General features: G+C 70.2%; 23 protein-coding genes. 10 read left to right on the plus strand and 13 right to left on the minus strand.

Features of this window, described 5'->3' with window-relative positions; translation table 11 throughout:
- Positions 1 to 374: 374 nt before the first annotated feature.
- The 3 genes from FGX59_RS23880 to cbiB are packed head-to-tail and all read right to left on the minus strand — an operon-like array spanning position 375 to position 3,765.
- Positions 375 to 1,583 carry an oxidoreductase gene (locus FGX59_RS23880; RefSeq protein WP_138469645.1) on the minus strand — a complete coding sequence of 403 codons (1,209 nt, stop codon included), beginning with the start codon at positions 1,581 to 1,583 and terminating at the stop codon, positions 375 to 377.
- Positions 1,584 to 1,611: 28 nt separating this feature from the next.
- Positions 1,612 to 2,775, minus strand: coding sequence for a lytic murein transglycosylase (locus FGX59_RS23885; RefSeq protein ID WP_138469646.1), 1,164 nt, complete (start codon positions 2,773 to 2,775; stop codon positions 1,612 to 1,614).
- A 54-nt stretch (positions 2,776 to 2,829) separates the two neighbouring features.
- Complete coding sequence (gene cbiB, locus FGX59_RS23890) at positions 2,830 to 3,765, minus strand: adenosylcobinamide-phosphate synthase CbiB (RefSeq protein WP_138469647.1); 936 nt, start codon at positions 3,763 to 3,765, stop codon at positions 2,830 to 2,832.
- Positions 3,766 to 4,055: 290 nt separating this feature from the next.
- Between cbiB and FGX59_RS23895 the strand changes: the two genes are divergently transcribed.
- Positions 4,056 to 4,415: a response regulator gene (locus FGX59_RS23895; protein ID WP_138469648.1), complete on the plus strand. Its 360-nt coding sequence runs from the start codon at positions 4,056 to 4,058 to the stop codon at positions 4,413 to 4,415.
- A 22-nt stretch (positions 4,416 to 4,437) separates the two neighbouring features.
- Here the strand turns inward: FGX59_RS23895 and FGX59_RS23900 are convergent, their stop codons facing one another.
- Together FGX59_RS23900 and FGX59_RS23905 are read right to left on the minus strand one after the other, a co-directional pair.
- Positions 4,438 to 4,752: a DUF1244 domain-containing protein gene (locus FGX59_RS23900; protein WP_138469649.1), complete on the minus strand. Its 315-nt coding sequence runs from the start codon at positions 4,750 to 4,752 to the stop codon at positions 4,438 to 4,440.
- A 67-nt stretch (positions 4,753 to 4,819) separates the two neighbouring features.
- Positions 4,820 to 5,608 (minus strand): N-formylglutamate amidohydrolase, encoded by a 789-nt coding sequence (locus FGX59_RS23905; protein ID WP_138469650.1) that lies wholly within the window; start codon positions 5,606 to 5,608, stop codon positions 4,820 to 4,822.
- A 90-nt stretch (positions 5,609 to 5,698) separates the two neighbouring features.
- On the opposite strand from FGX59_RS23905, the gene pyk reads away from it, so the two are divergent.
- Together pyk and FGX59_RS23915 are read left to right on the plus strand one after the other, a co-directional pair.
- Positions 5,699 to 7,144, plus strand: coding sequence for a pyruvate kinase (gene pyk, locus FGX59_RS23910; RefSeq protein WP_138469651.1), 1,446 nt, complete (start codon positions 5,699 to 5,701; stop codon positions 7,142 to 7,144).
- A gap of 91 nt (positions 7,145 to 7,235) precedes the next feature.
- The gene (locus FGX59_RS23915) at positions 7,236 to 7,769 is read left to right on the plus strand and encodes a DUF1269 domain-containing protein (RefSeq protein WP_138469652.1); all 534 of its coding nucleotides are present in this window, start codon (positions 7,236 to 7,238) and stop codon (positions 7,767 to 7,769) included.
- Between the two features lie 51 nt (positions 7,770 to 7,820).
- Here the strand turns inward: FGX59_RS23915 and FGX59_RS23920 are convergent, their stop codons facing one another.
- Positions 7,821 to 8,177 (minus strand): DUF1428 domain-containing protein, encoded by a 357-nt coding sequence (locus tag FGX59_RS23920; protein WP_138469653.1) that lies wholly within the window; start codon positions 8,175 to 8,177, stop codon positions 7,821 to 7,823.
- A 249-nt stretch (positions 8,178 to 8,426) separates the two neighbouring features.
- On the opposite strand from FGX59_RS23920, the gene rpmI reads away from it, so the two are divergent.
- Both rpmI and rplT read left to right on the plus strand, forming a co-directional pair.
- Entirely contained in the window at positions 8,427 to 8,627 is a 201-nt protein-coding gene (rpmI, locus tag FGX59_RS23925; RefSeq protein ID WP_138469654.1) for a 50S ribosomal protein L35, read from the plus strand.
- A gap of 12 nt (positions 8,628 to 8,639) precedes the next feature.
- Positions 8,640 to 9,002, plus strand: coding sequence for a 50S ribosomal protein L20 (gene rplT, locus FGX59_RS23930; RefSeq protein ID WP_138469655.1), 363 nt, complete (start codon positions 8,640 to 8,642; stop codon positions 9,000 to 9,002).
- A 67-nt stretch (positions 9,003 to 9,069) separates the two neighbouring features.
- Here the strand turns inward: rplT and FGX59_RS23935 are convergent, their stop codons facing one another.
- From FGX59_RS23935 to FGX59_RS23950, 4 genes are all read right to left on the minus strand, one after another.
- Positions 9,070 to 9,588, minus strand: coding sequence for an AAA family ATPase (locus FGX59_RS23935; protein WP_138469656.1), 519 nt, complete (start codon positions 9,586 to 9,588; stop codon positions 9,070 to 9,072).
- Between the two features lie 7 nt (positions 9,589 to 9,595).
- On the minus strand, positions 9,596 to 10,504 hold the full coding sequence (locus tag FGX59_RS23940) for a DMT family transporter (RefSeq protein ID WP_138469657.1): 909 nt from the start codon (positions 10,502 to 10,504) through the stop codon (positions 9,596 to 9,598).
- Positions 10,505 to 10,602: 98 nt separating this feature from the next.
- Positions 10,603 to 11,502 (minus strand): methionyl-tRNA formyltransferase, encoded by a 900-nt coding sequence (gene fmt, locus FGX59_RS23945; RefSeq protein WP_138469658.1) that lies wholly within the window; start codon positions 11,500 to 11,502, stop codon positions 10,603 to 10,605.
- A 569-nt stretch (positions 11,503 to 12,071) separates the two neighbouring features.
- Positions 12,072 to 12,254, minus strand: a complete 183-nt coding sequence (locus FGX59_RS23950; RefSeq protein ID WP_138469659.1) for a DUF1127 domain-containing protein — start codon at positions 12,252 to 12,254, stop codon at positions 12,072 to 12,074.
- Positions 12,255 to 12,369: 115 nt separating this feature from the next.
- On the opposite strand from FGX59_RS23950, the gene FGX59_RS23955 reads away from it, so the two are divergent.
- Positions 12,370 to 13,086, plus strand: coding sequence for a helix-turn-helix transcriptional regulator (locus FGX59_RS23955; protein WP_138469660.1), 717 nt, complete (start codon positions 12,370 to 12,372; stop codon positions 13,084 to 13,086).
- Positions 13,087 to 13,105: 19 nt separating this feature from the next.
- Here the strand turns inward: FGX59_RS23955 and def (FGX59_RS23960) are convergent, their stop codons facing one another.
- Entirely contained in the window at positions 13,106 to 13,579 is a 474-nt protein-coding gene (gene def / locus FGX59_RS23960; protein ID WP_370296237.1) for a peptide deformylase, read from the minus strand.
- Between the two features lie 17 nt (positions 13,580 to 13,596).
- The gene (gene def / locus FGX59_RS23965; RefSeq protein WP_138469662.1) at positions 13,597 to 14,124 is read right to left on the minus strand and encodes a peptide deformylase; all 528 of its coding nucleotides are present in this window, start codon (positions 14,122 to 14,124) and stop codon (positions 13,597 to 13,599) included.
- Between the two features lie 147 nt (positions 14,125 to 14,271).
- On the opposite strand from def (FGX59_RS23965), the gene FGX59_RS23970 reads away from it, so the two are divergent.
- On the plus strand, positions 14,272 to 15,450 hold the full coding sequence (locus FGX59_RS23970; RefSeq protein ID WP_138469663.1) for a MalY/PatB family protein: 1,179 nt from the start codon (positions 14,272 to 14,274) through the stop codon (positions 15,448 to 15,450).
- A gap of 45 nt (positions 15,451 to 15,495) precedes the next feature.
- On the opposite strand, the gene FGX59_RS23975 is transcribed toward FGX59_RS23970, so the two are convergent.
- The gene (locus tag FGX59_RS23975; protein ID WP_138469664.1) at positions 15,496 to 16,326 is read right to left on the minus strand and encodes a hypothetical protein; all 831 of its coding nucleotides are present in this window, start codon (positions 16,324 to 16,326) and stop codon (positions 15,496 to 15,498) included.
- Between the two features lie 168 nt (positions 16,327 to 16,494).
- Between FGX59_RS23975 and alr the strand changes: the two genes are divergently transcribed.
- The 3 genes from alr to FGX59_RS23990 all read left to right on the plus strand — a co-directional run bounded on the left by alr (position 16,495) and on the right by FGX59_RS23990 (position 18,752).
- Positions 16,495 to 17,538, plus strand: a complete 1,044-nt coding sequence (gene alr / locus FGX59_RS23980) for an alanine racemase (RefSeq protein WP_138469665.1) — start codon at positions 16,495 to 16,497, stop codon at positions 17,536 to 17,538.
- A gap of 237 nt (positions 17,539 to 17,775) precedes the next feature.
- Positions 17,776 to 18,141 (plus strand): NADH-quinone oxidoreductase subunit A, encoded by a 366-nt coding sequence (locus FGX59_RS23985; protein WP_138469666.1) that lies wholly within the window; start codon positions 17,776 to 17,778, stop codon positions 18,139 to 18,141.
- On the plus strand, positions 18,132 to 18,752 hold the full coding sequence (locus FGX59_RS23990) for an NADH-quinone oxidoreductase subunit B family protein (RefSeq protein WP_240722673.1): 621 nt from the start codon (positions 18,132 to 18,134) through the stop codon (positions 18,750 to 18,752). The genes FGX59_RS23985 and FGX59_RS23990 overlap by 10 nt, the downstream gene beginning before the upstream one ends.
- The last annotated feature ends 2 nt before the right edge of the window (positions 18,753 to 18,754 follow it).

An 18,754-nucleotide genomic window follows, 5' to 3' on the forward strand; every position in this document is an offset into this window, starting at 1 on the left:
CTTGTACTTCGTAGGGGCCCAACTGCTCATGCCTACCGGCTATCATGCTGGATTCATGCAGTGAATCCCTCGCACGATTTGTGCAACAAGGCCGCTCCGGGGGCGTCCGGACGGTTCGTCAGGCCCTGAATTTCGTCAACGAAATCAAAGGTGCTGTTGTGGGGGTTCGCCAGCGTAACCCCTTGATTTGCAACAACGCGCAGACTCCTGTACGGCTCACCACTGTATCCCAGACGCGATCGTCTCCGGACGAGACCACGGATTGCCGCGGCGCAGCGCCGCGGCCGGTCCGCGTCTGCCCGCCGCCGGAGCGCTCCGGCGGCCGCGTCTTCCCCGTCCTGATGCCCGCGCAGCCAGCTGCCGGGGCCGCGCCTCTAGCCGGGCGCGCCGAAGGCCCGGTTCCAGAGCTGCGACTGTGCCGCTTCGCGAGCCTGCCAGGCCGCGGCGGCCGCCTGCACCTCGTCTGCGCCGAATCCGCCGCCCGCCCCGGCGATCTCCGCCAGCCGCATCGCGTACCAGGCGGTCACGCCCCCCGGGGGCGGATCGCGGAAGCGGGGGAAATCGGGATCGGCGGCGCTGCCTTCGGCCTGCCAATGCGCGGGCAGGGCGGGGTCGAGCGCCAGCGCGCGGGCCAGCCCGGCCATGTCGATGCTGCCCTCGGCCACTGCCGCGCGCGCCTGGCAATAGGTCTTGAACCCGCCCGTCGCCATGAGCGGCATCTCCGCCACCTCCCGCGCAAGCCGGGCGAAGCCGAGGAAATAGGGGCCCTTGCCCGCGCTGTCCGAGGCCGCCGCCGCGCCGGGGAAATAGGTGCCGCCGCTGATGTCCAGAAGGTCGATCTTCGCCGCTCCCAGCGCTGCGATCACCCGGAGCGCCTCGGCCTCGGCGAAGCCGCCCTCCAGCTGGTCGCTGGAATTGAGCTTCACCGCCACCGGGAAGTCAGGCCCGACCGCCGCGCGCACGGCCCCGGCCACTTCGAGGAGGAGCCGCATGCGCTTCTCCGCCGTGCCGCCATAGCCGTCGCTGCGGCGGTTGAAGAGCGGCGAGAGGAACTGGCCCAGCAGGAAGCCGTGGGCGGCATGGATCTGCACCCCGCCGAAGCCGGTATCGCGCGCCATCCGCGCGGCGCGGGCCTGCTCGCCCGGCAGGGCGGCGATCTCCGCGGCCGGGATCTCGGCGCAGCGCAGCCCGGGCAGGTCGAGCGCGCTCGGCCCCCGCGGCAGGCCGGTCGCGCCATGGGACAGCGCCCCGGCATGGCCGAGCTGCAGCCAGAGCTGTCCGCCCTCCGCGGTGCCCGCCTCGGCCAGCGCGCGCAGCGGCGCGGGATCGGCCCCGGGGTGGAGCACCAGATTGCCCGGCGCCTCGGCCTGGCGGGGCCCCGACTGCACCTCGCCGATGATCGACACCGCTGCGCCGCCCGCGGCCCAGCGGCGGTAGAGCCGCATCTGCGCCGCGCTCGGCCGGCCGGTGCCGTCGCCCAGCCCGTCGGACATCGCCGATTTCGCGATCCGGTTCTTCAGCACCTGCCCGCAGGGCAGGGCGAGCGGCCGGAACAGCGGGTCGCTGCCGGTGCTGCCTGTCATGAGGGGTCCTTTCCTCTCCGGTCCCGGGTCACAGCCGGTCGAGCAGCGCCCGCGTCGGCCAGGCATCGGCGGGCAGGCCGAGCCGGATCTGCTCCTTCTGCACGGCCGAGCGGGTCATCGCGCCCAGAATGCCGTCGATGCCGCCGACATTATGGCCGCGGGCCGTCAGCTTCTGCTGCAGCGATTTCATCTCGGCGGCCGAAAGCTGCGGCGGCGGGTTGCCCGCGGCGAAAACCGGCGCGCCTTCCAGCCGGGTGGCGAAATAGGCGGCGGTGGTGACATAGACGAAGCTCTTGTTCCATTCGAAGAGCACGCGGTAATTCGGATAGGCGAGGAAGGCCGGGCCGCTGCGCCCCTCGGGCAGGAGCAGCGAGGCGGGCAGGTTGGCGAACTGCCCCTGGCGCGGCCTGACGCCCAGGCGCGCCCAGTCGCGGGTCGAAAGCTGGGTGTCGAGCCCGGATTTCGACCAGTCGAGCCCGGCGGGCACGGTGACCTCCTGCAGCCAGGGCTCGTTCGGCCGCCAGCCGATCGAACGCAGCATGCTGGCGCCGGAGAAGAGCGCGTCGGTGGCCGAGCCCTTCAGGTCGACATGGCCGTTGCCGTCGCCGTCGACGCCGTTCTCGATGATGTCGGCGGGCAGCATCTGCACCTGGCCGATCTCGCCCGCCCAGGCGCCGGTGGTGCGGCGCGGATCGAAATCGCCGCGCTCGTAGAGCGTCAGCGCGGCGAAGACCTGCGGCCGGAAGAGCTCGGGGCGGCGGCAGTCATGCGCCAGCGTCAGCAGCGAATTCAGCGTGTTGAAGTCGCCCTGGACCTGGCCGTAATCGGTCTCCAGCGCCCAGAAGGCCAGCAGCACCCCGCGCGAGACGCCGTATTTGCGCTCGATCGCGTCGAAGGTGGCGTCATAGCGCTGCGCGTTGCGCGCGCCGTTCTGGATGCGGTTGGCGCTGATCACCCGGCGGGCGAAATCGGTGAAGGGCATGCGGAAGATGCCCTGCGAGCGGTCGGCCTTCAGCACCCGCGGATCCTGGGCGGCATTGGCGAGGAAGCGGTCGGCATTGGCGGCGGAATGGCCGCGCTGCACCGCCTCCTGGCGGATGCCCTGCAGGAAGGAGGAGAAGCTGCCGCCGCATTGCGCCGCGGCGGTTCCGGCGCTGAGGACGAGGCAGAGGGGGATGAGGGCGTGGCGCATGGGACCTCCGTGTTCCGGTGCTGGCCCCGGTCTAGCACGGCCGTCCCGCCTGCGTCACCGCAGAGCTGGGCCGAGAAGCGCGATCAGCAGCGACAGGCCGAAGAGCAGCCCCCAGACCCGCCACAGCAGCCGCACCGAGGCCTCGATCTCCGCGGCGCCGATCTCGCGCCGGCCCGCGGGGTTCACGAAGGGATAGTCGCGCATCCGGCCGTCATAGCTGCGCGGTCCGGAAAGCGCGATGCCGAGCGCGCGGGAGGCGGCCGCCTCGGGCCAGCCTGCATTGGGCGAGCGGTGGCGCCCGGCCTCCGCCACGATGTCCCGTCCCGCGCCCCAGAGCGACCAGAGCGCGGTGATCGCCAGCGCCGTCAGCCGCGCCGGGACCAGGTTCAGCAGGTCGTCGAACCGCGCCGCCGCCCAGCCGAAGGCCTCGTGCCGGGGGGTGCGGTAGCCGATCATGCTGTCGGCCGTGTTCACGATTTTGTAAGCGAGAATGCCGGGCAGTCCGAGCAGCAGATACCAGAAGGCGGGGGCGACGATGCCGTCCGAAAGGTTCTCTGCCGCGCTCTCGATCGCGCCGCGGGCGATGGCCGGGGCGTCCATGGCGCTGGTGTCGCGGCCGACGATCATCGCCACCGCCCGGCGCCCCTCGGGCAGCCCTTGGCGCAAAGCCGCGGCGACCGCGGCGACATGCTCGCAGAGGCTCTTCTGCGCCAGCAGGACCGCGGCGCCGAGGGTCGACCAGAGCCAGCCGAGGGGCAGGGCCTCGATCGCCGCGCCGAGCGCCAGCGCCCCGGCGACCAGGAGGACGAGCGCGGCCACCCCCTTGATCCGGTGCGCTTTTCCCTGGTTCCAGCTGCGGTCGAGCCAGCCCACGGCGCGGCCCATCAGAACCGCGGGATGCGGCAGCCGCCGCCAGAGGAGGTCGGGCTCGCCGAGCCGGGCGTCGAGAAGCAGCGCTGCGGCGAGGCAGGCGGCCTGGGTCGTGATCATGCATCCGGCTCCGGCGCGGTTTCGGGTGCCCGGGTGATCCCCGCTGGGGCCCGGCCTGTCCAGCCGATTCGTCGCCGCGGGCCGCGCCGGCCAGCGCCGGACTTCCTGTGTCGGACGCTGCCGCGGCGGGGATGCTGCAATGCGGAAAAATCCATGCTGCAGCGCAGATGACGTTAAGGAAGACGGATGGACTTTAACAATTTGGTAAGTGTTGGAGGCGCATTTGAGGTTAAGCGCGGGGGCTCCTGCCGGGGCCGGGCGCGGCCGGTACCGATCATCTGGAGAAATCGATGCACGTCCTCATCGTCGAAAGCGACGCGGAGCTGGGACAGCTCTGGCAGCGCCATCTCGAGCGCTCGGGAAAGCAGGTGACGCTCGTTGGCAGCCAGGATGCCGCGCTGGCGGCGCTGAGCTGCCGCAGCTTCTCCATCCTGGTGCTCGACGCGGTCCTCGAGGAGGGCAGCGCCTTTGCCGTGGCGGATGTCGCGGGCTACCGCTGGCCGGGCATGAAGATCGTCTTCGTCACCCGGCAGAGCTTCTTCTCGGATGGCTCGATCTTCCGCCATGCCGCCAATGCCTGCGCGATGCTGCGCCATGACACCGCGCCGGACGATCTCGACGCGGTGCTCGACCATTACGGGGCGGCCTGACTAGGGCAGGGTCCGGCCCTTCTCAGCCATGCGCCTTCTGCGCGGCGTCGAAGGCGGCCTTCTGCTCCGGCGTCGCCTCCGCCTGGTGGCGCGCGCGCCACTCGTCATAGGGCATGCCGTAGAAGGCCTCGCGCCCCTGGGCCTTGTCCATCTCGATGCCGCGTTCGTTGGCGGCCTCCTGGTACCACTGGCTCAGGCAGTTCCGGCAGAACCCGGCCAGCGTCATCATGTCGATATTCTGCACGTCGGTGCGGCTGGCGAGATGGTCGCGCAGGCGGCGGAAGGCGGCGGCCTCGAGCTCGGTCTGCGTGGCGGGGTCGATCTCGGGAAGGCTCATGGTCCTGTCTCCTCTTCTGGTCGCGGGCAGTGTGGCGCGGCGGATGCGCGGGGTCCAGAGGCGGCGCTCAGGACATCGGCTGCCGGTCCTCGCCCGCGTCATGCAGCGCGCGGCGCAGGAGCGGCGCCAGCCGCGCGCCCCAGGCGGCCTGCTGCGCGGGCGTCGCGATCAGGTCGTTGCGGATCTCGATCAGCGTGTTCAGATGCCCCTGCGCCAGCGCATGGCGGTCGACGGCATCGCCCGGCAGATGGCCCGAATAGGGCTGGTTGTCGCCGATCCGCAGCGGCGCGCCCGAGATATCTTCGACCCAGGCGGCGAAATCCGGCGCGTTCAGCGCGGCGATCAGCCCCTCGCTCAGCCGCCGGTCCGCGGCCGAGAGCACGCCGATCTGCCAGGGCCGCATCGCCCGGCCGGCCAGCTGCGGCGTGAAGGAATGCACCGAGACCAGCACCGGGGCGGCCCGCGCCGCCATCAGCTCGGCCAGCGCGCCGTGATAGGGGCGGTGGAAGGCGTCGAGCCGCCGCGCCACCTCGGCGGCATCGGCATGGCGGTTCGCCGGGATGATCGAGCCGTCGTAGATCCGCATCAGCAGCGTCGGGTCGTCCTCGCCGCGGTTCGGGTCGATCACCAGCCGCGAGAATCGCGAGGCCACCACCGGCGCGCCGAGCGCCTCGCCGAGCGCCAGCGCCACGCCCTCGGCGCCGACGTCATAGGCGATGTGGCGCGCCATGTCGCAGGGCGGCAGGCCCAGGTCGCCGCCATTGACCGACCCCGGAACGATATTGGTGGCATGGTCGCAGCTGACCACCCAGTCGCCCGTCCGTTCCGCCCCGGTCACTTCGTAAGCCCTGCCCATTCCGCCGTCTCCTGCCTGCGCGACTCTGCACTGTTGCCGCTAACATCGTTTTGCGCCATTAGCGTCCATGTAGCGAATGGGAGGCTGCAAGTGAAACGCCAACGCAACACCAAGATCGTGGCCACGCTCGGCCCCTCGTCCTCGACCTACGAGCGCATCCGCGCCCTGCACGAGGCCGGCGCCGACGTGTTCCGCCTGAACATGAGCCATGGCAGCCACGAGGAAATCGCGGAACGCCACCGCATCATCCGCCAGGTCGAGGCCGACCTGAATTCCCCGATCACCATCCTCGCCGACCTGCAGGGGCCGAAGCTGCGCGTCGGCACCTTCGCCAACAAGTCGGAGATGCTCGAAGAGGGCGCGCCGTTCCGGCTCGATCTCGACGAGGCCGATGGCGATGCCACCCGCGTGCGGCTGCCGCATCCGGAGATCTTCGCGGCGCTGAAGCCGGGCTCGATGCTTCTGGTCAATGACGGCAAGATCCGCCTGAAGGTGGAGAAATGCGGTCCCGACTTCGCCGACTGCACCGTGGTGATCGGCGGCGAGATCTCGAACCGCAAGGGCGTCAACGTGCCCGACGTGGTGCTGCCGCTGGCGGCGCTCTCCGAGAAGGACCGCGCGGATCTGGACTTCGTCTGCGGGCTGGGCGTCGACTGGCTGGCGCTGAGCTTCGTGCAGCGCGCCGAGGACGTGGCAGAGGCGCGGCTGCGCGCCAAGGGCCGGGCGGCCATCATCGCCAAGATCGAGAAGCCGGCCGCTCTGAAGAGCTTCGACGACATCCTCGCCGCCTCGGACGGCATCATGGTCGCCCGCGGCGACCTGGGCGTGGAGCTGCCGGTGCATTCGGTGCCGCCGGTGCAGAAGCGGCTGATCCGCAACTGCCGCGCCGCCGCCAAGCCGGTGATCGTCGCGACGCAGATGCTCGAATCGATGATCGAGAGCCCGATGCCGACCCGCGCCGAGGTCTCGGACGTGGCGACGGCGATCTACGAGGGCGCCGACGCGGTGATGCTCTCGGCCGAATCCGCCGCCGGGAAATACCCGGTGGAGGCGGTCACCACGATGAACAACGTGGCGATCTCGGTCGAAAGCGACACGAACTACCACCAGATCCTCGACGCCTCGCGCCATATCGAGCGGCGCACCGTTGCCGACGGCATCGTGCTGGCGGCGCGGAACCTGGCCGAGACCGCGGACGTCAAGGCGATCTGCTGCTTCACCCATTCCGGCACCACCGCCGCGCTGGTCTCGCGCGAGCGGCCGCGCGTGCCGGTCGTGGCGCTGACGCCGCTGATCTCCACCGCGCGCCGTCTGTGCCTCTACTGGGGCGTGACCTGCGCCACCACGGGCGAGGTCGACCGTTTCAAGATGGCGGTGGTCAATGCGGCCCGCGCCGCGCGGCAGCTCGGCATCGCCGAGTCGAAGGACAGCATCATCGTCACCGCGGGCGTGCCCTTCAACCAGTCGGGCACCACGAACATCCTGCGCGTCGCCCCCTGCGAGGAGCGGCTGATCTTCTCGATCGAGCCCGGTTGACCCGATCGTGACTTGACCCGTCCCTCCGGGATGCCGACCTCAGGAGAACGCCGTCCAGACCGGGCGGCGTTCTTGCATGAGGAGGGTCGTCATGGCCGATCTGATCGTCGTGTCCTTTCCGGACGAAGCCACCGGCTTCGAGCTGCGGGCCGAGCTTATCAAGCTGCAGAAGGAGTACCTTCTGGAGATCGAGGATGCCGTCGTCGTCACGCGGACCGCGGATGGCGAGGTGAAGCTGCACCAGGAGGTGAACCTGACCGCCGCGGGCGCCGTGGGCGGCGCGTTCTGGGGGCTCCTGATCGGGGTGGTCTTCCTCAATCCGCTGCTTGGCGTCGCGGCCGGGGCAGGGGCCGGGGCGCTGTCGGGGGCGCTGACGGATCTGGGCGTCAACGACAAGTTCATGAAGGAGATGGGCGGCAGCCTCGCCCCGGGCGGCAGCCAGGTCTTCATCCTCCTGCGCAAGGTCACCGGCGACAAGGTGCTGGAGCGGCTCGAGGCGTTCCGCGCCAAGGGCAAGGTGCTGCAGACCTCGCTGACCAGGGATGACGAGGCCTCGCTGCGCGCGCTGCTCGAGGACAACGCCCTGCCGCTGGCCGGCGGTGCCGAAGAGGGCGCGCCAGTCTGACGGTCGCCAGTCTGGCGGGACCCGGGGCCGGGGGCGCGCGCCCCCGGCGCATCAGTACTGAAGGATCGTCTGGAAGCCGCCGAAGATCATCCGCCGCGCGTCGAAGGGCATGCCGGCGGCGAGGATCTCCGCCCAGTCGGGATCGCTCTCCATCTCGCGCCAGCAGGCATCGGCAGTCTTCTTGTCGGGCCAGGTGATCCAGGAGAAGACCACCGCCTCGCCCGGCTCCTTCTTCACTGCGGAGGAGAAGGAGGTCAGCTCGCCCTCGGGGATGTCGACGCCCCAGTTCTCTGCCATGCCAAGCGCCCCGGCCCGCCGGAAGAGCGGCCAGCAGCGCTCGGCGCTGGCGATGTAGTCTGCCTTCCGCGAGGCGGGCACTGCCGCCACCATTCCTGACACGAAGGTCATCGAATCGTCTCCTCCCGTTGCGTGCAGCGCCAGCATGGCAGCCCGGGATGCTTGCCGCGACCGGAACCTTGGCCTAGGGGATTGCCCGGCGGACGGGCGCGCCCGGCGCCGCGCAGGGCCGTCATGCCGGAGCGCGCGAGTTTGCCCTTGCCAAATCCCCCCACCGGCAGTAGAGACCGCGGCTCTACCCGTCCGGCCGGTGAACTGGCATGCCGAGTCGGGCGATCACCTCCAGACAGGAGCCTGAAAATGCCGAAGATGAAGACCAAGTCGGGCGCTAAGAAGCGCTTCAAGGTGACGGCCACTGGCCGCGTCAAGGTTGCCCAGGCGGGCAAGCGTCACGGGATGATCAAGCGGACGACCAAGTTCATCCGGAATGCACGGGGCACCACGACCCTGAGCAAGCCGGACGAGAAGATCGTCAAGTCCTACATGCCGTACGCCCGCTAAGGAGTTACAGAGATGCCCCGAGTCAAAGGCGGAGTCGTCACCCACCGTCGCCACAAGAAGATCCTCGACAAGGCGAAAGGCTATTACGGCCGTCGCAGCACGGCCTTCAAGACTGCCACCCAGGCCGTCGACAAGGCAAACCAGTACGCGACCCGCGACCGCAAGGCGCGCAAGCGGAACTTCCGTGCGCTGTGGATCCAGCGGATCAACGCCGCGGTCCGTGCCGAGGATGCAACCCTGACCTATTCCCGCTTCATCGACGGCCTGAACAAGGCCGGGATCGAAGTCGACCGGAAGGTCCTGGCCGATCTGGCCGTTCACGAGCCGGCAGCCTTCGGCGCCATCGTGACCAAGGCGAAAGCCGCGCTGGCCTGATCTGGCGGCAAGGTCCGAACAGCGGAGCCCCGGTGCGCAAGCGCCGGGGCTTCTGCATGTCCGGGGGTCAGCGACCGCCGCGGGCGAGGGCGTCGAGATAGCGCCGCATCGCGCGCGACGATCCCAGCCGCACCGCCGTCTTGCCCAGCGGCATCCCGGCCATCAGCCCCTCGATCCGCCTGCGCGCCGTGCGGCGCGTGCGCCAGATGTAGCGGAGGAATTCCGGGTCGATCCGCTCCGGGCAGCCCTCGGGCAGGTCCGGCCGCGTCCGCCCGTGATAGCGCAGCCGCCGCTTCACCACCCGCCAGAGCCGCAGCATCACCCCGGCATCGACCCAGATCACCGTGTCGGCCCGCGCCAGCCGCTCTTCCCAGGTGGCGGAATGGCCGCCCTCGAAGATCCAGGCCTCGCCGGCATGCACCTCGCGGCAGAGCCGGGTCTTCTCCGCGGCGCTGCGCTCCTGCCAGCCGGGCTGCCAGTGGATATGGTCGATATGGACGACGGGCAGGCCGGTGATCCGCCCCATCTCGCGGGCCAGCGTGGATTTGCCGGCGCCGGGCTGGCCGATGATCATCACCCGCCGCATGGCCGCCTCAGCGCACCAGCTTGACCGGGGCCTGGGCGATCTTCAGCCGGTGCTCGCGCCAGGCCAGTGCCAGGCCGGAGGTCACGACCAGGACGGCGCCGACGATCATCTGCCAGGTCGGGATCTCGGCGAAGGCGACATAGCCGACGATGATGGCGAGCACGATCGAGATGAACTCGAAGCTGGCGATCACCGCGGCGTCGGCATGGCGGTAGCTGGCCGTCAGCAGGATCTGCCCGATCCCGCCGAGCAGCCCCGCGCCGATCAGCGCCCAGAGCACCGGCCCCTGCGGCATCACCCAGCCGAAGGGCACGGTCAGCAGCGACAGCGCCGTCGTCGTGGCGGTGAAGTAGAAGACGATCGCGGCGATATGCTCGGTCTTGGTCAGGTGCCGCACGGTGATCTGCGCCATCGCGGCGAAGACCGTCGCGGTGAAGACCGAGAGCGCGCCGAGCGCCATGCCCAGATCCGCCCCGCCATCAAGCGCGGTCAGCCGCGGCTGCATCACCACCAGCACGCCCGCGAGCCCGATCAGGATCGTCACCACGCGGAAGGCGCGGATCGGCTCGCCGAGGAACATCGCGGCGAAGATCGTCACGAAGATCGGCGTGGCGTAGAAGATCGCCGTGACCTCGGGCAGGGGCAGGAAGGTCAGGCCGAGGAACATCAGCCCCATGGCCATGCCGCCGACCAGCCCGCGCCACAGATGGCCGAGCGGCCGCTCGGTCTTCAGCCCCTGCTTCAACTCGCCCTTCATCGCCAGCCAGACCAGCAGCGGCGGGAAGGCGAAGAGCGAGCGGAAGAAGACCGACTCGCCCGCGGGCACGGTTTCGGAGGCGTATTTGATGAAGGCGGACATCGCCGTCATAAGGATGACGGAGGCGATTTTCAGCAGGATGCCGGTGATCGGGGACATGGGGAACTCGCAGCAGATGGTCCATGCCTAGACCCCTCGCTCATATGTGAAAACCCGTCTTACCCTTGCGCATGGCGGCTATGCGCCAGCGGCATGCGTCAGCCGAGCCGCGGCGGCGCCTGCCAGCCGCGCAGCACCTCTTCGGGCGGCATCGGCCGCTTGCCCGGGCGCTGCGCCAGCGTCACGTCGATCGCGCCGGTGCCGCAGGCGATGCGCAGCCCCTCCAGCACCTCGCCCGGCGCGCCCGCGCCCTCGGCCAGCCTTGCGCCCAGGAGCTTGATCCGCTCGCCCTCCGCCTCGCACCAGGCGCCGGGGAAGGGCGAGAGCCCGCGGATCAGCCGGCAGACCTCCTCGGCCGGGCGGCTCCAGTCGATCCGCGCCTCGGCCTTGTCGATCTTCGCGGCATAGGTGACGCCGTCCTCCGGCTGCGGCTCGGGCACCAGCGCATCGAGCCGGCGGAGCGCTTCGGCGATCAGCCGCGCGCCGAGCGCCGACAGCCGGTCATGCAGCTCCGCCGTGGTCTCCTCGGCCCCGATCGGCAGGGCCTCGCGCAGCAGCACCGGTCCGGTATCCAGCCCGGCCTCCATCTGCATGATGCAGACCCCGCTTTCGGCATCGCCGGCCATGATCGCGCGGTGGATCGGCGCCGCCCCGCGCCAGCGCGGCAAGAGCGAGGCATGGATGTTCAGGCAGCCATGGCGCGGCGCGTCCAGCACCGGCTGCGGCAGGATCAGCCCGTAGGCGACGACCACCGCGACATCCGCCTCGAGAGCCGCGAAGGCGGCCTGCTCTTCGGGAGATTTCAGCCGCGCGGGATGGCGCACCGGCAGCCCCAGCGCCTCGGCGCGGGCATGGACCGGGGTGGGCCGGTCCTTCTTGCCGCGCCCGGCAGGACGGGGCGGCTGGGTGTAGACGCAGGCGATCTCGTGCCCCTCCGCGACCAGCGCCTCGAGCGCCGGCACCGAGAAATCCGGGGTTCCCATGAAGATGACGCGCATGCTGCTCTCCCGCTGGCGGTGGTCCTGGCGGGGATATAGCCGCCGCTCCGGCTGCGCGCCAGCAATAGGGCCGCAGGCGGCCGGCGCAGGGATTGGCAAGGGCGGGCCCGGCCCTCTCACAGGGCCTCCGGCCCGGCCGCGCGGCATTCTGCGGCTAGGACGACGGGAACGTGCCTCGAGACCGCAGCCCGGCGGGCAGGCCTGGCGGGGGCGGGCGGAGCCTCGGCCAGGACCCGGCGGCTTGCGGCTGGGGCCGCCTCTGTCCGGCGCAGCGGCCGGCAAGGGGGCGCCGCAATTGGGGACCGGCGCGTCTTCCCCTGGCCGCGAAATGCGTCGCCGCCACAGATCGCATGCCTCGCGCGGCGGCAGCCCCTGGCGCAGCTGCGCGGTCGTGCCCTGCGGGAACCGGTCAGGCGGACGGGCTATCGCGCATGGCGGCCCGTCCCGGAGATGCCGGACCCGGCTTGGCGACACGCGGCGCGCTCGCGGGGCCGCCTGCGGTCCGGCGGTCCGGCCGGAGCGCGCCCGGCAACGGACGCTGGCGCGGAGCGCCCGCAGCGCCGGACAGCCTATCTCCAGAACGGCAGCCGCGCCTCGCGCTCCGCCGCGTCCGGCGCGAGGCCGAGATCGGCGAGCTGCCAGGCGGACAGGCGGGAGAGCTGGCGGCGGGTGGCCGCGCGGCGGCGCCAGAGGCGCAGGAGCGGGGCAGGCGACGGGCGGAAAAGGGCGGCAAGGCGGGCGGACAGGATCATGGCGGGTCTCCGTTTCGATGCCCGCCTTCTGCCAGCTGCCGGAGCCGCGCGGTTTCGCTCCGGAGCGAAGCGTCCTGCCTTGCGCCGCCCGCGCCGCCGCCGCATCCTCGGCGCCATGAGACAGGGACCCGACATCACCCGCATTGCCGAGGCGATCGGCGACCCCGCCCGCGCCGCGATGATGCAGGCGCTGATGGGCGGGCAGGCGCTGACCGCGCGCGAGCTGGCCGAGGCCGCCGGCGTGGCGCCCTCGACCGCCTCGGCACATCTGGCCCGGCTCGACGGTGCCGGGCTGGTCTGGCCCCGCCGCCAGGGCCGCCACCGCTATTTCGCCATTGCCGGAGAGGAGGTCGCCGCCGCGCTCGAGGCGCTGGCCGGGCTTGCCGCCTCCTGCGGGCACCTGCGCAGCCGCCCCGGCCCGAAGGAGGCCGAGCTGCGCGCCGCGCGCAGCTGCTACGACCATCTCGCGGGCACGCTGGCGGTGTCGATCTGCGACGCGATGGCGGCCGCGGGCCATCTGCAGCTCGAGCGCGACGCCGTGGCGCTGACTGCATCGGGACGGGACCTCGCCGCCGCGCTCGGCATCGTCGCCGGAGCATTCCAGAGCAATGGCCGCCCCGAGATCCGCCTCTGCCTCGACTGGAGCGAACGGCGCTCGCATCTCGCGGGGGCCTTCGGCGCCGCGCTCTTCGCGCGCTTCCTGGACACTGGCTGGCTGCGCCGCCAGAGCGGCGGCCGGCACCTGGCCCTGACGCCTGCGGGCAGGGCGGGGATCGCCCGGGCCTTCGGCGCGCAGGTCTTCGATCCCGCGCGCGCGGCGCCCCGGGCCTGACCCGGGGCCTCCCCCTGTCTCAGCGCAGCTTCGCCGCCTTCTTCAAGAGCATGTCGCGCTTCACCTTGCCGAGCCGGTCGAAATACATCTTCCCCGCCAGATGGTCGACCTGGTGCTGCACCGAGGTCGCCCAGAGCCCGACGAAATCGCGCTCCTCGATCTCGCCCGCGGCATTGAGGAACCGCACCGTCACCGCCCGCGGCCGCGTCACCCGCGCCGAGACGCCGGGCAGGTTGGGGCTGGCCTCCTCGTGGTCGCGCGGCTCGATCGAGGCATGCAGGATCTCGGGATTGGCCATCAGCACCTCCTTGCCGCGCTCGTCGGAGGCATCGACCACCGCCAGGCGCCGCATAACGCCGATCTGGCAGGCGGCCAGTCCGACGCCCGGCATCGCGTCCATGGTCTCGACCATGTCGGCCCAGATCGCGCGCACCGCGTCATCCACTGCCGCGACATCCGCGCAGGGGGTCCGCAGCCGCTTGTCCGGCCACATCACGAAGGGACGGACGCTCACGCCTTGCCCCGCGCTTTCTCGCGCTTCAGCTTCTGCATCTTGCGGGTGATCATCTGGCGCTTCAGCGGCTTGAGGTAGTCGATGAAGAGCTTGCCATCCAGGTGGTCGATCTCGTGCTGCACGCAGGTCGCCCAGAGCCCGTCGAATTCCTGCTCCCGCGCCTTGCCGTCGCGGTCCATCCAGCGCACCGTGACCAGCTTCGGCCGCGTCACCTCGGCATACTGCTCGGGGATCGACAGGCAGCCTTCCTCGTAGACGCTGGTCTGGTCCGAGGCGGCGATGACCTCGGGGTTGAACATCACGGTGGGCTGCGGCTCGGCGCCCTCCTCCTTGACGCAATCCATGACGATCAGCCGCGACAGCACGCCGATCTGCGGCGCGGCGAGCCCGATCCCGGGCGCGTCGTACATCGTCAGCAGCATGTCGTCGGCAAGCGTGCGCAGCTCGTCGGTAATGTCCGGGACGGGGTCGCAGACCGTCTTCAGACGCGGGTCGGGATGGATGAGGATCGGACGGATGGCCATGGGGATCATCTAGGACAAGCCGCGGCGCGGCGCAATTGGCAGGACGCGCAAAAACGTGAACGCGCGGCCCGGTCTTTCCCCTGCGTCCGGCTGGCATCGCGGCGGCGCCTGTCCTAGCGTCCGTCCGTTCAGTAGGAGTGGCTTGCAATGACCTTTGACTTCGACCGCCTGATCGAGCGCCGCGGCACCAATAGCGGCAAATGGGACAACATGGAGACGCTCTACGGCGTGTCCCCCGATGACGGTCTGGCGATGTGGGTCGCGGACATGGATTTCGCCACCGCCCCCGTGGTCGCGGACGCGCTGCGCGCGATGGCCGATCACGGGGTCTTCGGCTATCTCGCCTCCGACCGGGACTACCGCGAGGCGGTCTGCTGGTGGATGCGCGAGCGCCATGGCTGGACGGTCGCGCCCGAGGCGATCTTCACGACGAACGGGCTCTGCAACGCGGTCGCGCTGGTGCTGGACGCCTATACCGCGCCGGGCGACGAGATCATGCTGATGGCGCCGGTCTACCACGCCTTCGCCAAGACCATCCGCAATGCCGGGCGCGCGGTCGCCGAGCGGCGGCTGGCTTTCCGCGACGGCCGCTACGAGATGGATCTCGACGCCTGGGAGGCGCAGATGACCGGCCGCGAGAAGGCCGTCATCCTCTGCTCGCCGCACAATCCCGGCGGCCGGGTCTGGAGCGCGGCCGAGCAGCAGGCGCTGGCCGCCTTCGCCGAGAAGCACGGCCTCCTGGTCATCTCCGACGAGATCCACCAGGACCTGACCTATCCCGGCGCCCTTCACGTGCCCTTCCTGAAGGCCGCGCCCGAAGCGGCGCCGCGCTCGATCGTGCTGAACGCGCCGTCGAAGACCTTCAACACCGCCGGGCTGCATTGCGGCCAGGTCATCATCCCGGATGCCGGTCTGCGGGCGACCTTCGCGGCGCGGATGCAGGCGCTGGCGCTGGCGCCGAGCTCGGCCAGCCTCGAGGCGACCCGCGCCGCCTACAGCCCCGAGGGCGCGGCCTGGGTCGATGCGCTGCAGGCCTATCTGGAGGGCAACCGCCAGATCTTCGACGCGGGCGTGAACGCGATCCCGGGCGTGCGCTCGATGCAGCTCGAGGCGACCTACCTGGCCTGGGTGGATTTCTCGGGCACTGGCATGGAGACCGCCGAGATCCTCGACCGGGTGCAGGGACGGGCGAAGATCGCGGGCAATCTCGGCACCAGCTTCGGCGGCGGCGGCGAGAGCTTCCTGCGCTTCAACCTGGGCACACAGCGGGTGCGGATCGAGGAGGCGGTGTCGCGCCTCCAGGACGCGTTCGCGGATCTGCAGTAGCCGCGGGGAAGGCGGGCAGGGCATGGCCCCGCCCGCAGCCGGGACCTATTGCGAGGCGGCGACGATATCGCCGTAGAGCTTGCGGTCGGCGGCCTGCAGCCCGCCGCCGATGACGATGTAGGAGGGCACGACATAGGCGTCGTTCTTCTCGTCGAAGAAATGCCCCGGCACCTCCATCTTGACGTTCTCGCGGGCGTAGAGGCTCTTGCCGCGGAACTCCATGTCGTTGATGTCCTTGTCGTAGAGCTCGCCCAGTTCCCAGCCGCTTTCCAGCAGCTTCGTCACTTCCTCGTTGCCCGCGACGCCCACCATCAGCATCGCGTCGATCTCGCCCTGCTGGGCCATGGTCGGCGCCAGCAGCGTCAGGTCATGGACCGGGGTGGCCTTGGACCAGTTCGACTTGTTGCCCATGTCGCCGGTCTCGATGCCGACGATGGTCCGCCAGAACAGCTCCGTGCCCGAGCCGATCGTGTCGACCAGGATCCTGTCGCCTTCGTCCAGATCGGAAAGCTCGTTCATCCGGCTGTCCGGCGGAAAGAGGATAAAGGCGTATTCGTTGCCGTAGGTGCCGACCGTCTTCAGCTCGCAGCCTTCCTGCTCGCGCGCGAAGATGGCGTCGATCTGCATCAGCCCGACCGCGGCGCGCCCGTCGCAGACCGCCAGCGAGATCGCGTCCGAGCCCTCGTAGTTGTCGACAGAGACCTGGTGGCCGCGCTGCTCCAGCCGCTGGGCGATCTCCTGGCCGCGCTTCTCGTAGCCGCGGCCCTGCTGGCCGACCGCCACATGCACGGTCATGTCGTCGCTGCCGGACTGGGCGAGGGCGGGGGCGGCGGCGGCCGACAGGGCCAGCAGCGCCGGGATCAGGATGGTGCGCATCGTATCCTCCTCGATGGATCGGGCCCCGCCCGCGGCGGTGCCGGGTAGCTTGCGAAAGACATAGGCAAAAGCCCTGCGCGTTGCGACCCCCGCAATGCGCGCAGGCAGGTATCCCGCACCTTCTTTACCATCTTGACGGCGCGGCCCGATGGGCGCAATTGCCCGGCCATGGCTACCGGACATCTTACCATCGATCTCGACGCAGTGGCACGCAACTGGCGGGCCCTCAACGCAATGACCGCGCAGGGCACGACGACTGCCGCGACCGTCAAGGCCAATGGCTACGGCCTGGGCGTGGAGCGGATCGCGACGGCTCTGGCCAGGGCGGGGGCGCGGCAGTTCTTCGTTGCCGCCGCCGAGGAGGGCGCGGCCGTCCGCGCCGCGCTCGGTCCCGATTTCTGGATCGGCGTCTTTTCCGGCCACATGGCCGGGGATGCGGAGCTGATCCGCGACGGCAACCTCGTGCCGATGCTCAACAGCGGCGAGCAGGCCGCGCGCCACATGCAGGCGCTGCCCGGCCATCCGTTCGGCGTGCAGCTCGACAGCGGCATGAACCGGCTCGGCATGGAGCCTGCCGAATGGCAGTCGCTGCGCGAGATGCTGCTGGCGGCGAAGCCCGAGCTGCTGATGTCGCACATGGCCTGCGCCGACGAGCCCGGCCATGCCGCCAACCTGTCGCAGAAGCGCGCCTTCGACGCGATGACCGCCGATGCCGGGGTGCCGCGCTCGCTGGCGGCGACCGGCGGGACGCTGCTGGGGCGGGACTACCACTACGAGCTGGTCCGCCCGGGCATCGGCCTCTACGGCGCGCGCCCCTTCGAGAATGCCGCGCCGGTGGTGACGCTGAGCCTGCCGGTGATCCAGGTGCGCACCGTCGAGAAGGACGAGGCCGTGGGCTACGGCTGGACCTGGGGCGCCGAGCGCCCGACGCGGATCGCCACCGTCTCGGCGGGCTATGCCGACGGCATCCTGCGGGTCCTGTCGAACCGTGCGATCCTCTGGGCGGGCGAGACCGCCTGCCCGCTGGTCGGGCGGGTGTCGATGGACCTGCTGACGGTGGATGTCTCGGCGCTGGAGCACGACCCCGAGTCGCTCGACCTGGTGAATGCGGCGCATGGCGTCGACGAGCTGGCCGACGAGGCCGGGACGATCGGCTACGAGCTTTTCACTTCGCTGAGCCGGCGGTACCGGCGCAGCTATACCGGCGGCTGAGCGCGGCCGCCCGCGGGGCCGGGCAGGGCGCCCGGACCCGCGTTTCGCCATGGCGGGACGGCGCTTTCGGGCGCTGCTGCGTCATTAACGCGCTCTTTGCCGGTTTTCTTCGGCAAACTCTTGTATCCAATTGCATTTATACCGGGGGAATTAACCTCCCGTTGGTTGACCGTGAATGTTGTCGGGCCTATTCACGATAACTAGCCAGTCAGGCGCACTGCTCAGGAGGAAGTGACCGTGGACGAGCTTTTGAGAGAGTACCTTCCTATCATCGTCTTCCTCGGGATCGCCATCGCGCTGGGGGTGATCCTGATTGCCGCTGCCGGCATCGCCGCGGTGCGCAATCCCGATCCCGAGAAAGTCAGTGCCTATGAATGCGGGTTCAACGCCTTCGACGACGCGCGGATGAAATTCGACGTGCGCTTCTACCTGGTCGCGATCCTGTTCATCATCTTCGATCTGGAAATCGCGTTCCTGTTCCCCTGGGCCGTCGCCTTCAAGGACATCTCGATGACCGCCTTCTGGTCGATGATGGTGTTCCTCGGGGTGCTGACCGCGGGATTTGCCTATGAATGGAAGAAAGGGGCGCTCGAATGGCAGTGAGCAAGGACAGCGCGCTGGTCACGGAGACCCAGTCGACCGGACCGCAGGGCGCGCGCGTGAAATCCGGCCAGTCGGCCTCGGCCGTGCCCTATGGCGACGTTGCCGCCGGGCCCGACCGCGAAGTCGCCACCCAGACCCTGAACCGCGAGCTGCAGGACAAGGGATTCCTGCTGACCTCGGTCGAGGACATCGTCAACTGGGCGCGCACCGGATCGCTGCACTGGATGACCTTCGGCCTCGCCTGCTGCGCCGTCGAGATGATGCACACCTCGATGCCGCGCTACGACCTGGAACGCTTCGGCACCGCGCCGCGGGCCTCCCCGCGCCAGTCCGACCTGATGATCGTCGCGGGCACGCTGACCAACAAGATGGCCCCGGCGCTGCGCAAGGTCTACGACCAGATGCCCGAACCGCGCTATGTCATCTCCATGGGCTCCTGCGCCAATGGCGGCGGCTACTACCATTACAGCTATTCCGTGGTGCGCGGCTGCGACCGGATCGTGCCGGTCGACATCTACGTGCCGGGCTGCCCGCCGACGGCCGAGGCGCTGCTCTACGGCATCATGCAGCTGCAGCGGAAGATCCGCCGCACCGGCACCATCGTCCGCTGAGG

The sequence above is a fragment of the Poseidonocella sp. HB161398 genome, assembly GCF_005870025.1.
GTDB lineage: Bacteria > Pseudomonadota > Alphaproteobacteria > Rhodobacterales > Rhodobacteraceae > Mangrovicoccus.